At 58.6% G+C, this 13,871-nt stretch carries 11 protein-coding genes; 4 read left to right on the plus strand and 7 right to left on the minus strand.

All coding sequences use genetic code 11. The annotated features are described in order from the left end of the window. Nucleotides 1-13: 13 nt before the first annotated feature. From ACP15L_RS07275 to ACP15L_RS07285, 3 genes are read right to left on the minus strand one after another with little or no spacing between them, the layout of a single operon-like run. The gene (locus ACP15L_RS07275; RefSeq protein ID WP_425083666.1) at nt 14-1,000 is read right to left on the minus strand and encodes a glycosyltransferase family 2 protein; all 987 of its coding nucleotides are present in this window, start codon (nt 998-1,000) and stop codon (nt 14-16) included. A gap of 20 nt (nt 1,001-1,020) precedes the next feature. Next, nucleotides 1,021-1,935, minus strand: coding sequence for a glycosyltransferase family 2 protein (locus tag ACP15L_RS07280; protein ID WP_170471327.1), 915 nt, complete (start codon nt 1,933-1,935; stop codon nt 1,021-1,023). Then, nucleotides 1,932-3,170, minus strand: a complete 1,239-nt coding sequence (locus ACP15L_RS07285) for an oligosaccharide flippase family protein (protein WP_425083667.1) — start codon at nt 3,168-3,170, stop codon at nt 1,932-1,934. The genes ACP15L_RS07280 and ACP15L_RS07285 overlap by 4 nt, the downstream gene beginning before the upstream one ends. Nucleotides 3,171-3,364: 194 nt before the next feature. Between ACP15L_RS07285 and ACP15L_RS07290 the strand changes: the two genes are divergently transcribed. Next, nucleotides 3,365-4,594 (plus strand): polysaccharide biosynthesis/export family protein, encoded by a 1,230-nt coding sequence (locus ACP15L_RS07290; RefSeq protein ID WP_425083668.1) that lies wholly within the window; start codon nt 3,365-3,367, stop codon nt 4,592-4,594. Between the two features lies 1 nt (nt 4,595). On the opposite strand, the gene ACP15L_RS07295 is transcribed toward ACP15L_RS07290, so the two are convergent. From ACP15L_RS07295 to ACP15L_RS07310, 4 genes are all read right to left on the minus strand, one after another. Continuing rightward, nucleotides 4,596-6,983 carry an ATP-binding protein gene (locus tag ACP15L_RS07295; RefSeq protein WP_425083669.1) on the minus strand — a complete coding sequence of 796 codons (2,388 nt, stop codon included), beginning with the start codon at nt 6,981-6,983 and terminating at the stop codon, nt 4,596-4,598. A gap of 195 nt (nt 6,984-7,178) precedes the next feature. Beyond that, nucleotides 7,179-7,685, minus strand: a complete 507-nt coding sequence (locus tag ACP15L_RS07300; protein WP_170663342.1) for a molybdopterin-dependent oxidoreductase — start codon at nt 7,683-7,685, stop codon at nt 7,179-7,181. A gap of 101 nt (nt 7,686-7,786) precedes the next feature. After that, on the minus strand, nt 7,787-8,668 hold the full coding sequence (locus tag ACP15L_RS07305) for a UTP--glucose-1-phosphate uridylyltransferase (protein ID WP_425083670.1): 882 nt from the start codon (nt 8,666-8,668) through the stop codon (nt 7,787-7,789). Between the two features lie 20 nt (nt 8,669-8,688). Then, complete coding sequence (locus tag ACP15L_RS07310; RefSeq protein ID WP_425083671.1) at nt 8,689-10,062, minus strand: WecB/TagA/CpsF family glycosyltransferase; 1,374 nt, start codon at nt 10,060-10,062, stop codon at nt 8,689-8,691. Nucleotides 10,063-10,314: 252 nt separating this feature from the next. Between ACP15L_RS07310 and ACP15L_RS07315 the strand changes: the two genes are divergently transcribed. The 3 genes from ACP15L_RS07315 (at nt 10,315) to ACP15L_RS07325 (ending at nt 13,793) form a co-directional block, all read left to right on the plus strand. After that, a complete protein-coding gene (locus ACP15L_RS07315) occupies nt 10,315-10,929 on the plus strand; it encodes a LuxR C-terminal-related transcriptional regulator (protein WP_425083672.1) in 615 nt (204 codons plus the stop codon). A 114-nt stretch (nt 10,930-11,043) separates the two neighbouring features. Further along, complete coding sequence (locus ACP15L_RS07320; protein ID WP_425083673.1) at nt 11,044-12,525, plus strand: GumC family protein; 1,482 nt, start codon at nt 11,044-11,046, stop codon at nt 12,523-12,525. Then, complete coding sequence (locus ACP15L_RS07325) at nt 12,522-13,793, plus strand: O-antigen ligase domain-containing protein (RefSeq protein WP_425083674.1); 1,272 nt, start codon at nt 12,522-12,524, stop codon at nt 13,791-13,793. Before ACP15L_RS07320 ends, ACP15L_RS07325 begins: the two co-directional genes overlap by 4 nt. Nucleotides 13,794-13,871 lie beyond the last annotated feature (78 nt).

Consider the following 13,871-nt stretch of genomic DNA (forward strand, 5'->3'; position numbering starts at 1 on the left):
GATGACCCCTCTCTCAGATCGATTGAAGTTTGGATTTCATTTGTCCCAGCCGGGTGATCGGGCCGGGTCCAAGCGTTTTCAACACAAGGGCCGCGGCGAAGGTGCTGAACGATTTCATAGGTTCCTCAAGCACCGGGCGGAGGCTTTCCTGGACGCTGCGCGCAAACAACTCCCAAGCTGTGTCCTGATCGAGGTTGGTGATGGCCCGCCGCGCCAGATAGCGCAGCTGATAAGCACGGGCCGAGGGTTCGTGCCGGGCAAAGAATTCAGGGTTCAGCGGGCGCAGCTTCGCGACCATCCGCTCCCACGCCTCCAACTGGCGATCCAAAGCCGCCGAAAGCCCGCCTGCGTTGATCCGGTAGTGGGTTAGCAGCCCCGGAACACCTTCGATCTGCCAATCGGTCTTCAACATCAACCGCATCCAGCATTCGATATCTTCGGACTGGCGGAATGTCTCATCGAAGACCCAATCCCGCTGGGTTTCAAAGCTCGGGCGGTAGGCCAGAGCCTCCAGCACCGTCTTTCGAATAACGGCCGCCGATCCATTGCCGATTGGGTTGCGGTTCAGAACATGTGCTGCGGTCACATCCTTCAGGCGGGGTGCTTGTTTGATCCCCATCGCGCACCCCGCCTCGTCGATCAAGGCACTGCCGGAGTAACTAACCCCCACATCCGGTTCGGCCTTGAGATGGTGAATATGAGCCGCCAGCTTTTCGGGCATCCACAGATCGTCGGCGTCGCAAAAGCCGACGAATGCACCACGCGCGGCAGCGATGCCGGTATTTCTGGCCCCCGCCAGCCCGCGATTGGCTTGCTGGATCAGTCGTACGCTTGGGTCGCTTTGGTGTGCGCGGGCAATCTCGGCGGTCGCATCCTGCGATCCATCGTCGACAATGATGATTTCGAAATCGTCATAGGTTTGCGCCTGCAGTGAGGCGAGCGTTTCGGCCAAGGTTGCTTCGGCGTTGTAGGCGGGGACGACGATGGATGCTGTGGGCATGGTGATCTCCTTCAGAATTCTCATGAAAACAACGCGCGTTTGATCGCTTGCGGCAGGATCGGGGCCAGCGCGGCCCCTGCGACGGTAAGCAGTCCTCGGCGCAGGGGCAGCAGGAAACTGCGCGCATGCAGGCTCAAGCCGTTGCGTGTGTAGAACAGGGCCTGACTCTGATGCCCCAACCGCAGCGCCCGGCGTGCAAGATAGCGCTGATAGATGGCCTCGGATGACCGCGACGGGAACACGCCATATGATGCGGCTGTTTTGACCGCGTAGGCCCGCCCAGCGCGCATTGCGGCCAAATCCGACGATAAGCCCCGGGCGCTGGTGCGATACCAGACTTGGAACTGATTGACCCCTTCGATGGTGAACCCTTCGCCTGCGAGGCGGATCAACAGCTCCAAGTCTTCGTTATGCACCGTTCTCGTGTCTAACCCGCCAACGGCGTTGAAGACTTCACGACGTATCGAAAGATTGGACATGGTGCAGACCGGGTTCTCGGCCAACAGGTCCTGAATGGTCAGCGTTGCACTTGGAACGGTCGAGCGTGTCTGAGAATCTCCGGGCTGATCGGTGAAGAACCGGATTTGCCCAAAAACTGCATCTGTCAAAGACGGCTGAAAGGCTTCGTCTAGTTGCGCCAGCTTGTCCTTGTGCCACAGATCATCCGCGTCGCAGAACGCCAGTATGTCACCCTTGGCCAGTTCGGCCCCATAGTTGCGGGCAGCGCTTGGGCCATCGAAGGGGCTGCTGGCGACCCGGATACGGTGGTCTTGCGCGATGTGATCTAGCACGACGGACAGGCACGCGCTTGAGGGACGGTCGCCGACGCAGATCACCTCCCAATTCGTGAAGCTTTGCGTGCGAATGCTGGTCAGCGTGTCGGCAATTGTATCCGCATCGGTGTGAAACGGCACGATGACGGTAAAGCGGGTCATTGGAAGCCGAACCTTTCTGTTGATTTGTGATCCCGTGGCAACAGCACCCAAGAGGCGGTCAACATCAGGGCAGTACTGGTCAGCAGGTATCCGAACGCCACTGGCATCAGCCCGAACGGAGCCATGATCGCGGTGTTGAGGATCAATGCGAAAGCCAAAGCCGCGCTGACCCGCAGCTCAGTAATCGCGCGGTTCTCGGACCGTAGCCAGCCGGCCACGGCGGACCAGATGACGCTGGGTAATGCGGCAAGGCACAAGACCGAAACCACCGGTGAAATCTGTTGCCACTCGGCCCCCAGCAGCAGCGGCACATAGACCGGCGCAAGCGCGGCTTGCAGAAAAACCAACGGGCTCAGCACCAGGAGGGACGTGCCGAGCCCATGACGCAGCGCCTTGGTTTTATCCGGGGCTGCGCAAAGATGTGGGAAAAGAACGACTGAAAAGGCCTGCGTGAACGATGTCGCCAAGCCGAGCCCAGCGTTGAAAGCCATGAAGTAGATGCCAAGGCTCTCGGCCCCCAGCATCGCGCCGACGACAAGCTTGTCGGCTTGCAGACGCAGAACTTTGACGATCTCGACCCCCAGAACGGCCCAGCCGAACCCAACAAAGGGGCGAAGGGCGGCAAATCCTTGTTTGGTGTCCGACGCCCAAGGGCGGAGGCGGCGCATTAGGACCAGCCAGATCGGAGCAGCCAGCAAGCGGGGCAGCGCCAAAGCCAGCGGCGAGGCCCAGAGCAGCGCCAGTAGCGCCGCCATGACATTCGCACCAACCACCTGCCCTCCTGCAACCGCGGCAGTCTGTTGCAGCTTGCCCTCACGCATCGCAAGCGCGGCCTGCACCAGACCGGCGGGCATTAACAGGTACTCTCCGGCCAGAATGGCGAGCAGCAGCGCCAGCGTCTCGTGCCCTATCGCGTAGAGGAACGCAGCTATTGCCAGTTGCAGCGAAAACAGCGCCCCGCACCAAACCCAGAAAATACGACGCGCGGTGTTGCAGCGCTGTTCCAGCTCGGCCTGCGGGGCTTGGATGATCCTCTGCCCCACACCGTTCTCGGTCAGCGCCTTGAGGATATCCCCTGCGGCGAGGGCAGCAGCAGCCAGACCGATCGCCTCGGGGCTGAGGCTGCGGGCCACAACAACAACGACCACAAGACGCGAGGCTTTTGCCGCCACTTCGGACGCCGCATAGGCCAGCAAGTGCCGCAAGAAACCGGAATGTGCCAATCGCTGAGTCATGTCGCCAAAAGTCCAAAACACTGTTGGGATCAGTTTTAATTAGCCGCGACATCCCTGTCCCAAACGCGGGCGGACAGCAGGAAGAACCATCCGGCGAGCGACCTATCCGAATGGGATAAGCGGCAATCCCGATGCCGGTCTGACGCACATCAAGACACTGCTGTAGCTGTGGATGCAGTTCAGGAGAGTTCAAAATGACACGACATTTCAAAGTTTTGGTATTAGGAGCCGTCAGTGCGATTGCTCTGTCGGGTTGCAGCAGCATGAAGACCCCGCGCAACATCGAACCCGTCGCAAAAGGCGACAGCTATCAGGCGCAGTACCGTGCCCCCTCGCGGCGCCGGGCAAATGGACCCTTGCTGCAAGCGGAACATATGAATGGGCGCGCCTGTATGCCTCAGACCAGGGATCAGGGCGCAAGCGCCTTTGCCAAATGGTCTCAGCCCGTGCTTAGCGCTCTGCAGGGCGAAAAGCTTTCGCGCAATGACATGGTGCAGATCACCATCGACGGTGATGAGCTTCTCAGCGACACCTATGTTGTGTCCCGCGATGGCGATCTGAAGCTGCCCTACCTGCCGCCGGTGCGCGCGCAGGGCAGAACGACCGAGCAGGTGGAGCGGGATGTCGCCCGCGTTCTGGTGGCGGCGCAGTTCTACGACAACACCCCGCGTGTCACGGCGCGCATCCGCGATTTCGCCTCGGTCACTGTCGGCGTGAAAGGCGCAGTGTTCGAACCCCACTCGGTCGAGATCGGAGGCACTCCCGGCGACGCGCTGGATCGAAGGCGTCAGGGTGTGCTGGGGGCCTCGACCGAGGCGCGCAACTTGTCTGTCGCCATTCGCGCCGCCGGAGGGGTGCGCCCGGATGCGGATCTGTCAGCGGTCGAGCTGCACCGGCAAGGCACGATCTACCGGATGGACCTACGCGGCGTGTTCGAAGGCTCAGACCCGACCGACATCATGCTGCTGACCGGGGATCAGATCGTGGTCAACAGCCGAGGGTGTTTCCAGGATGATCTGATGCGTCCCAGCCCGATCAGCCCGCCCGGCGTGACGCTTTATATGTCCAACCTTACGCAACCTGCCACAGGTAACGCAGAGTCGGCCATCGGACGCGACGTACGTGAAGTTCCTTATGGCACGCGCTACCTGCAGGCCGTAGTCGATACCAATTGCGTCGGCGGGGCCAAGACGACCAACGCCAATCGCAGCGCGGTCCTGTTCACCCGAAACCCGATGACCGGGAACTCGATCGTAATTGAACGCAATATCGAAAAGTTGCTGCGACGCGGGGATCGGGATGACTATGACCCCTATGTTCTGCCAGGTGATGCGATCGCCTGCTACGACAGCAAGGTGACTGGCCTGACCGAAGTCGCTCGCGCGGTTGGCATCGTCGGCGCAGCGGCACTGCTAGCCCCCTAATTCAATCCCGAGCGGGCGATGCTTTCGCCCGCTCCCAAGCGGTAGAAACTGCAGCGAGTTTGTTAGTGATGTCTTTGCGTTCTTTGACCGCAGTCTCTACCGCAATTAACGCCTCTCGAAACTCTTCAACGCCGAAGGTTGCTGCACTCCCAGCCAGTTTGTGACAGGCCTGAGCGATTTGATTTAAGTCTGTCTGGTCAAATGCCCCGGTTTCTAGCTGTTCAACCAATTCATCCCCTTCGGCAATGAACTTGGCATGCAGGCGGGCAAAGACTTCAGGGCCGAGGCTGCCTTTCAACTCTGCTAGCGGATCTTGCTGCGCATGCTCCGAAATCTGCCCGTCGGTGCGCGTGACCACCGAAAGCGCCCTGCGCAGGGCATTCAGCGAAATCGGTTTTCCAATGAAAGCTGTCATACCCGCGGCGCGAAAGGTCTCAACGGCATCTGGCAGGACATTGGCCGACACAGCGATAATCGGCACATCGGTCGACTGTCCCTGACCGCTACGAATATGGCGCGCAGCGGTTGGCCCATCCATCACTGGCATGCTGATATCCATCAGGATCGCATCGAACCTCTGACTGCTGGCCTTGTCGACGCCATCCTTCCCGTTCTCCGCCGTAGTTACACGGTGACCGTCCAACGCCAGCATGTTGCAGATGACCTCGAGATTGATCTCGTTATCTTCGACCACCAACAAGTTCAGAGGGCGAACGGTCTTGGTATTGATCTGAGCAGCTTCTAGCAGTTGGTCACGCGCCGACGGCTGCAACGGCACCCTCAGCCAGAAAACACTGCCTTCGCCCAAGGTGCTTTCCGCCCCGACCTCGCCCCCCATGGCCTGCGCGAACCTGCGGGCAATTCCCAGGCCAAGCCCGGTTCCTCCGACCGTGCGGCCGATAGAGGGATCGCTGGTGTAGAAGTCATCAAAAATGGCGTCGATCTCATCATCGGCGATGCCAACCCCGGTGTCGATCACACGCACTTCGTAGACATGTGCCTTACTCTGATCTGCCGGTTCACATCTTTCGACCTCGATCGACACACGGCCATTTTCGGTAAACTTGATTGCATTACCGACAAGGTTCAACAGAATTTGCCGCAACCTTTGCGCATCAGTCGCGACATGCGGATAGGCACCTCCTACCCATTGCCACGAGATTGAGTTGCCGCGCGAGGCCGCATTGCCGCTTTGACCATCCACCAGGTCCTGCAGCATCGCGTTCAGGTCGGTTGGCTCGTGCGCGACTGACAGCTTGCCGGCCTCGAACCGAGCAATATCCAGCACCGCATCCACATGATTTTGCAGAACCTGGCCTGATATCTCCATGTTGCGGACAAACTGAGACTGCTGTTTGGTCGTGCGTGTATTCTTGAGAAGGGTGATGTTGCCCAGCAGCCCGTTCAACGGGGTTCTGATTTCATGGCTCATAACAGTCAGAAAATCCGACTTGGCCTTTTCCCCGGCAAGGGCGCGGTCGCGGGCCGAGACAAGCTCTTTCTGATCCGCAACGCTTTGTGAGATATCGCGGACGAATCCGATTACGATTTCCTCGTCCCCGGCCTGGGCGGATTGCAACGCGAGTTCGACGGGAAAGACATCACCATTCTTGCGCATCGCCTCAAGCTGGACGCGACCCTTGCCAACGACGTGGCGGTCGCCTCCGCTCTGCATCCGCTCCATGCCTTCATCATGGGCTGCGCGTAGATGCGAAGGCACAATCAATTCGCCGATCGAATGCCCTTTGGCCTCTGCCTCGGAATACCCGAAAATCGCTTGTGCAGCCGCGTTGAACTCCAGCACTGTGCCGGCGGCGTTCACCACGATCACGGCATCCAATGAGGTCGACAGGATTGTATTCATGCGTTGGTTTGCCTGCTGAATCGCCTGCCCCCGCCGATCAGCTTTGCGGTTGACCACCAAGAGGTAGGCGCTGACCGCAGTCAGCGTCAGAAATAACCCACCGGACAAAACGGCCAGTTGAAACAGGCTGAGCGCGGTTTCCTCACGGCGATGATCCGACTGGCTTGCAAAGTACGAGATCGCCGAGACCGAAAGCTCTCGCACCTTTGGAGCGATCCCCTGCGCGCCGTTATAGAGATCCGGCAGCCCCGCAATGAGCCCAGTATCCCCAGCGTCGATTGTAGGCACCGAGGCCTCCAGATAGGCAGAGACGTCGCTCAGAGGTTCAGCGAATTTCGGGTCACTTCGCAGCGTTTCAAACAGACGCGAGGTGTCCAGAATATCGATACGGCTGAAAAAAAGATCGAAACGGCGGCGGATAAGGTCCAGGTTTTCGGTGCTTGCCTCTGCATCCAATACACCAGCCTCTAGCGCGTTGAGGTAGAACAAAAACTCGACCTCGACCTGCGTAAGCGTCCATTGCACGTTATCTGTCCGGGCTGACTGCCGGTCGCGCAGGTCGGATATCACCTTGACGGACAGCAATACGACCAAAGCTAGGGCACCAAGAACGGCGATGCCGATGAGCCCGAAAGCCCATCGGCATCGCGAGTGGTTTTGGAAATTTCTTGTCAATGTCTGGCCCGTATCGCCCACTTCATGCCGTATTTTAACCCAATGCTATTTAACGATTTCCAACCTGTCGAGTTGCCAAATACTGCGAGAGTAAATCACCTCGGTCTGGTACTTGGTGTCACTGTCATAAGGATAAACAATCCATAGCGGACCTTTTTGTCGGCGGGACATCGCCTCCCCATCCATCTGATAGGCGACAATCGGGTCCTGTGCTGAGATCGACTCTACTGGGATCTCAACCGCGTAGTCATTTATCGCCGTTGCTCGGATCGTCGCGCCCTCTGCTCCGATCTGTTCCAGCAAGACAGAGAGGGGAACGCCGACAAAACTGGTCTCGCCTTCAGTCCAGATCGTCGAGGTTTCAAAGCTGCGCTGCGGTAGCGCCTGCAACATTTCCATATCGAACTGCGCTGCCCCGTCGGGTCCGGCCTTTGCGATGTTGCCTGAAATGGTCAGCACAACCTCACCTGCCGGGGTCGCCAAATCTTCGGCTTGCGCTGACGTCAGGCAAAATGTGAACACAGCTGAGAGGATCGCAAAAAACAGACGCATAATAGTCTCCATTTCTTTGGCCTTAAGAAACCAGAAAGAGGTCCGTCGCGACAGATGGGCAAGGGGATACGCACCTATCCGAACGGATAGGTGCCTCGGTCTCATGCGGCGACAGACAGGAGGTTCATGCGCTGACGCAACATGGATTTGAACCCGTCCCGCAGCTCTGCACGTTCCAATGCAAAGACGGTGGTTGCCTCAAGATATCCAGCGACCGACCCGCAATCGAAGCGCTCTCCCTCAAAGGCGAAGCCGTGGCATCCGATCTTTTCGATATCGGACGCAATCGCATCAGTCAGTTGTATTTCATTGCCCGCGCCGGGTGCCAATCCGTTTAACTGATCGAAGATCGAGGGGTGCAGCAGATACCGCCCGACGATGCCAAACTCGGACGGCGCCTCATCGGCGGAGGGTTTTTCGACCAACCCTTTCAGATGCTGCACCTGCCCAGCCCTATGCGCGATATTGACCACGCCATAGGCGCTGATCCGGTCGGATGGAACCTCTTCGGTCGCGATCATGTGTCTGCCTTCAAAGTTCTGGACCATTTGCGCCAGGACCGGGCGCTGCGCGTGGATCACATCATCCGGCAGGATCACCGCGAAGGGTTCATCACCGACAATGTCACGTGCCAGAGAGACTGCGTGGCCCAGTCCGCGTGGGCTGTCTTGTTGGATAAAACTGTATGCCTCATCCTCAAGATTCGTGCGGCGCAAACGGTTCAGCAGGGTGGTTTTGCCGCCATCCTTCAGTTTGCGCTCCAGCCCCGGGTTCCGCCCAAAATACGTCTCCAGCGCGGATTGGCCGGTTGACGTGATAAAGATGAATTCAACAATCCCGGCGGCGCGGGCCTCGTCCACTGCATATTGGATCAAGGGGCGGTCGATCAACGGCAGCATTTCCTTGGTCACCGATTTGGTGGCCGGCAGAAACCTTGTGCCCAGACCTGCGACCGGGAAAACAGCTTTGCGAATACGGGTCATTTCAATGCTCCTAGGATTGATCAGTAAGCGCCTCTGCCCGACACGACGGCACGTGCGGTCAATGCGATGAGAAATAGGTTCAGAAGGGGCGAGCGGGCGCGGACATAGGCCGTATCCAGTTCGATCATGCGGTCAAAGCCGATGCCCGCGCGGCCCGAAACCTGCCAGAGGCCAGTGATACCGGGACGCACCTGAAGGCGCTCCAGTGCTTGTTCTGGATAGGCGGCAACCTCTTCGGGTAAAGCCGGGCGCGGGCCAACCAACGACATATCCCCTTTCAGCACGTTGAAGATTTGCGGCAGTTCATCCAGCGAGCACCGGCGCAGAACTTTCCCGACACGGGTGATGCGTGGATCATTTTTAGCTTTGAAGCACACGCCCTCACGGTCCGAACGGGCGAGCAGGTCCGTACGCCGCGCTTCTGCGTCCTGCGTCATCGAGCGGAACTTGTACATCGTGAAAGGCACGCCGTTTCGACCGATCCGCGTCTGCCGAAAAAAAGCGGGGCCGCGGCTGTCCAATCGCACCAATGTGGCGATTGCGGCCATGGGCAGGGCCAGAAGAGACAGCGCGACCACCGCCAAAGTGAGGTCCAGCAGGCGACATGCTGAGACCTTGGGAACAGAATTGTGCGCAGCACGCCCAAGGAATTCGAAATTGCCCAATAGATATCTGCGGGCCATGCGACGGGGCTCCATCGCTAACCGCCATGCCCACTCCATCCGGGCGCGTCGAACGATGCGCGGTGCCCGGCGCACGTTGCCAGCCAGGAAGTCAAACAAAGCACCCACACCTAGCGCGATGCGAGGGTCTAGCCGGTGGCGGTTCTGCGTAATCCACAATTCCTGCAGCGGAACACCCATCGCGACCAACAGGATGTCGGCGCCGGACTGGTTGATATCGTCGATCGCCTCATCAACCCGCGCGGCACCTTCATAACCATCGCGCGTACCAGCCACGGCCAAATCGGGGATCATATGCCGCAACCGGGCCGCCGCTGCCTGAGCTGTTCCGGAACGTCCCCCCAACAGGTAGACCGACTGCCCAATACGCGCCGCGCGTTTCAGCAGTTTGGGCACAAAGTCCGTACCGTTCAGGTTCTCGGCCAACTGGACGCCTTGCAACTTTGCCGCGACCTCTACCCCAATCCCGTCAGGTAGGATCATATCTGCCCGGACCAATGCTGCTCGATAGGTATGGTTACGGGCCCGTATGTTTGCGCAATGTGCATTTAGGAAAAAGACCGTCCGGCGGGTTCCATCCAGCAGTTTTGAGATCACCTGCCCGGATTGGGCATTCACAACTGGCAAACCCAAAATCTCGGTCTCTTCCAGATTTGGTGTGGGTGTCGGCTGCGCGCCTTTGTACATATCTTGGACTGACAGGAACTGCATGGAACTCTCCGATCAACGATGACAATCTGTGGTTTCAGACTGCCAACGTGATCCTGCAACCGATAGGCGAGCATCCGGAGAGGGATCGGAGAATAGGTCTATTCAAACGACCCCGCAGCACATAGCGTGGTGGAAACGGCCCGCTGACCTATCCGATTGGATATTCACCTGTCCGTCAGGCAGGCTTCATGCCATGTGTTCAATGATTTATTAACGCATTTGGGTGTGGTTGGGGGCAGACGGAGATTTGAGATGAAAGTTCTTATTGCTGACGACCATGAGCTTATTTTGGACACGCTCGTTGCCTTCATAGATGCCGCGGGCGGGATCGAGGTTGAGACCGCGCCGGATTTCCCAGCCGCGAAGACTCTGATCGAGAACGACGGAGCCTTTGATCTGGTCCTTTTGGACCTGAACATGCCCGGCATGAACGGGTTGGCCGGACTTGAAACCTGCATCGCTTTGGACGGTGCCCAGCGTGTGGCCTTGTTTACCGGCGACACCTCGCGCGATCTGGCGCAACGCGCGTTGGAGCTTGGGGCGGCCGGTTTCGTCCCCAAGACTCTACCGGCCAAATCCCTGGTCAATGCGATCCGCTTCATGGCGATGGGCGAGCAATACCTTCCTGCGGGTTTCATGAACGCGGAGCAGCCGGAAGACTCCCACCCCATGGCTCAAAAACTCACAAAGCGAGAGCGGCAAGTTCTCAAAGGGCTGACTGAGGGCAAATCCAACAAGGAAATCGCCCGTGATCTGGACCTGTCTGAGCCGACGATCAAACTGCATATGAAGACTTTGTACCGCAAAGTTGGTGTCAGCAATCGAACGCAAGCCGCCCTGGCCGCGCGCGAGGCGGGGTTGTTCTAAGCGTCGCTATCCGAAGGGATAGGGGGCGCTCCCAATCCCCTCGGCCCCTAGCCTGCTGAGCGAATGATCAGCGATCAGATGCGTTGTATCACCCTTGTAAGAAAGGGTTTTTCCATGCCGCAACAGATTTCAAACTCCTCTGATTCCACGCACGACATGCAATTTCTGCATTGGGTGCGCATTTCCCGATCCAATTTTAGAACGCTGGGGTGGCGTCGCATCGTACAGGGTGGGCGCCTCAGCGATCTAGGCCGCCTGCCCCGTTACATGGCACTGTTCCTTCTGGGTGCGAGTTGCATCTGGGGCCCCATCAGTGGCTATTTGGCGACCGCGCCTGTCAAATACACCTCTCACGCATCATTGATCCTGCCAGGATCTGGCGCTTCCGCATCGGTCAATCTGGCCAATATCGGTCAGGCATCCTCATATGCGAATTCTGCCTTTGCCAACGGGTCGATCAGCCCGACCGAGACGTATAAACGTTTGTTGTCGGCCGATCGGATCCTTGATGCGGCAGCCAAGGCGGTAGAGGCTGACCGAGATGCATTTGGCAAGCCGCGGGTTCAACTGGTCGATCAAACCAGCCTGATCCATATCGAGCTTCAAGCGGCCTCTCCGGCTGACGCTCAGCAATATGGTGACGCCCTAGTGGCGGCTTTTTTCACCGAAATTGACGCCCTGCGCGCCGATGAAATTGCCACCCGTGAGGCCAGCAATACGGGCGCGATCGAAGACTACACGCGCGCAATTCAGGCCACACGGGCCGAAATCAAACAGCTGCAGTCGCAAAGCGGCCTAGTATCAGTCGCACAATACCAAGAGCAGGTCGCCGCGAATGACCGTGCAAAGCAGGAACTGCGAACGCAGGAGGGCGAGCTGGCACGCCAATCGGAACGTGTCGGCGCGCTTCAAGTCGCGTTGGATCTGCCCTCTGATGCAGCGGCGGCAACGCTGAAACTCTATGCTGATGCGCAGTACCTATCGTTGCTTAAGGACGTGTCGGTGGGGGCTGCAAAGCTGGCGCAAGCTGACGCGACCTATGGATCGCTCCATCCGATCTATGTGAATGCCCAAAACGACTATGAAGGGGCGCGTTCGGTTGCGTTACAACGCGCGTCGCAGGTGACGGGCTTGACGGCCGAGCAGCTCGGTGGACTGGATCGCGCGCCGGAAGGGCAACGGGCGCAGTTGCTCAGCGAGTTGGTGCGCGAGGATGCCTTGCGTGCGGGATTGGAAGAACATGTCGCGACGCTGCGCACACAAGTTCGTCTGGAAACTCTGCGCTTGTCAGACCTCGCCCCCATCGCCGCTGAGTTGGAGGACCGGCAGAGAGATTTCGCAGTGGCAGAAGCCGTGTTCGCCTCTGCCATCGCTCGGTCCGAGTCGAAAAAAACCGATGTCTACGCCTCCTACCCGTTGATCCAAATGTTGGAAAACCCGTCGCTTCCGACCCACCCGTCTTCACCGAACAAGAAGATCTCGATTGCCGCCGGGATCGCCGCAAGCTTTATGCTGCTGATGGGTTTGGTGCTGGCATGGGTCAGGAACCCGCTGATCTCAAAGCTGCTGAAAGACCAGAGAGAGGCCACAGTTTGACGCGTGTAGCCCCTCAAACCCCGGCCGAAAAGATCGTCCGGTACACGCTGAACTGGACCTGGCCGTTCTACGGGCTTGGCGCGCTCTATGTTGTCGGTCCGGTGCTAGGTTGGATGTTGGCTGCGATGGCCGGGTTGTCACTTTACCTCGGCCCGGCGATCCGTTCGGATATGCGCGCAACCGGCGCCGTCCCCACCTTGGTCTGGGTCTGGAGCGTTGGCATGCTAGTGATGCTGGTCTCACTTTGGGCAGGCCACGCGGATTGGAATCTCGGCACCACCAAAACGATCAAATCGAGCATCGGTTGGGCCAAGGGTTGGGCACTGATCCCGTTGTTTATCCTTGCCGGATCAGTCTTGCCCATCCGGCGTGAGATTCTGGTCAGAGGACAATGCGTGTTGGGCCTATGGACCTTGTGCCTTCTGCCGTTGCTAATGGTCGCTCCCTATGCCGGTCTGCCTCATCTGCTGTTTACGTCTCCGTTGAAAGCAGTTGGCGGCCCGGGGCCTGAGTATTTTTCGGTCTACCTGTACACAATCGACCCGGCCAGCGGCACGCCGCGTTGGCAGTTCTTTGCGCCTTGGTCTCCATTCGCAGCTTTGCTGGGTGTCTGCATGGTCCTGTTTGCCCTCGAAGAAAAGCACCGCAGCTGGAAGTTCATCGGCTTGGCCGCCGGAGTTTTGATGATCCTGATGTCGAAGTCCCGCATGGGCTTGGTCGGATTGGTGGTCTGCTCGCTGTCACCCCGCCTCTTGCCACTTGTCGCCCGCAGCTTGGGATGGGTGCTATTGTCTACTGCCACCACAGCCATAGCCGTTTGGGGCGCCACCTTTGTCGAGTTCGGCAACCGAGCCCTCTACAGCTTCAAATCCGCGCGCGCCGATAGTACCCGCGTACGCGAAACGCTGCAGCGCATTGCGTATGAGCGCTGGCAATCGGATGCAATGGTTTTCGGGCACGGCACGATCAGGCCCGGAGCGCATCTTGTCGAATACATGCCGATCGGCAGCCATCACACCTGGTACGGGTTGCTATTCGTCAAAGGGTTGACCGGATTTGCCGCGTTTCTCATCCCTTTCCTCGTTCATTTCGCAATCGTCACCTTGGACGCCATAAAGTCGGAACGCGGGAGGCTGCCGCTCGGGCTGTTGCTCACTGTTCTCCTGCTGACTTTTGGAGAGAACGTCGAAATCCAAACCTATCTACTTTGGCCAACCCTATTGGCGCTCGGATGTCATCTGAGAGAGATCAAATCATTGAGTCCGTGACACGCTACAGCGGATTTGTCTCAGTGTCCTGACCCAAAGCGTAGCTCAGTTCGACGGGACGCACCGAGCACGAGCCTT

This window comes from Ruegeria profundi, assembly GCF_049800715.1.
In the GTDB taxonomy this organism is placed as follows: domain Bacteria; phylum Pseudomonadota; class Alphaproteobacteria; order Rhodobacterales; family Rhodobacteraceae; genus Ruegeria; species Ruegeria profundi_A.

Coding starts and splice junctions, on each gene's coding strand:
- ACP15L_RS07275 (WP_425083666.1), bottom strand. CDS start 1,000: ATGCCCACAGCATCCATCGTCGTCCCCGCCTACAACGCCGAAGCAACC.
- ACP15L_RS07280 (WP_170471327.1), bottom strand. CDS start 1,935: ATGACCCGCTTTACCGTCATCGTGCCGTTTCACACCGATGCGGATACA.
- ACP15L_RS07285 (WP_425083667.1), bottom strand. CDS start 3,170: ATGACTCAGCGATTGGCACATTCCGGTTTCTTGCGGCACTTGCTGGCC.
- ACP15L_RS07290 (WP_425083668.1), top strand. CDS start 3,365: ATGACACGACATTTCAAAGTTTTGGTATTAGGAGCCGTCAGTGCGATT.
- ACP15L_RS07300 (WP_170663342.1), bottom strand. CDS start 7,685: ATGCGTCTGTTTTTTGCGATCCTCTCAGCTGTGTTCACATTTTGCCTG.
- ACP15L_RS07305 (WP_425083670.1), bottom strand. CDS start 8,668: ATGACCCGTATTCGCAAAGCTGTTTTCCCGGTCGCAGGTCTGGGCACA.
- ACP15L_RS07310 (WP_425083671.1), bottom strand. CDS start 10,062: ATGCAGTTCCTGTCAGTCCAAGATATGTACAAAGGCGCGCAGCCGACA.
- ACP15L_RS07315 (WP_425083672.1), top strand. CDS start 10,315: ATGAAAGTTCTTATTGCTGACGACCATGAGCTTATTTTGGACACGCTC.
- ACP15L_RS07320 (WP_425083673.1), top strand. CDS start 11,044: ATGCCGCAACAGATTTCAAACTCCTCTGATTCCACGCACGACATGCAA.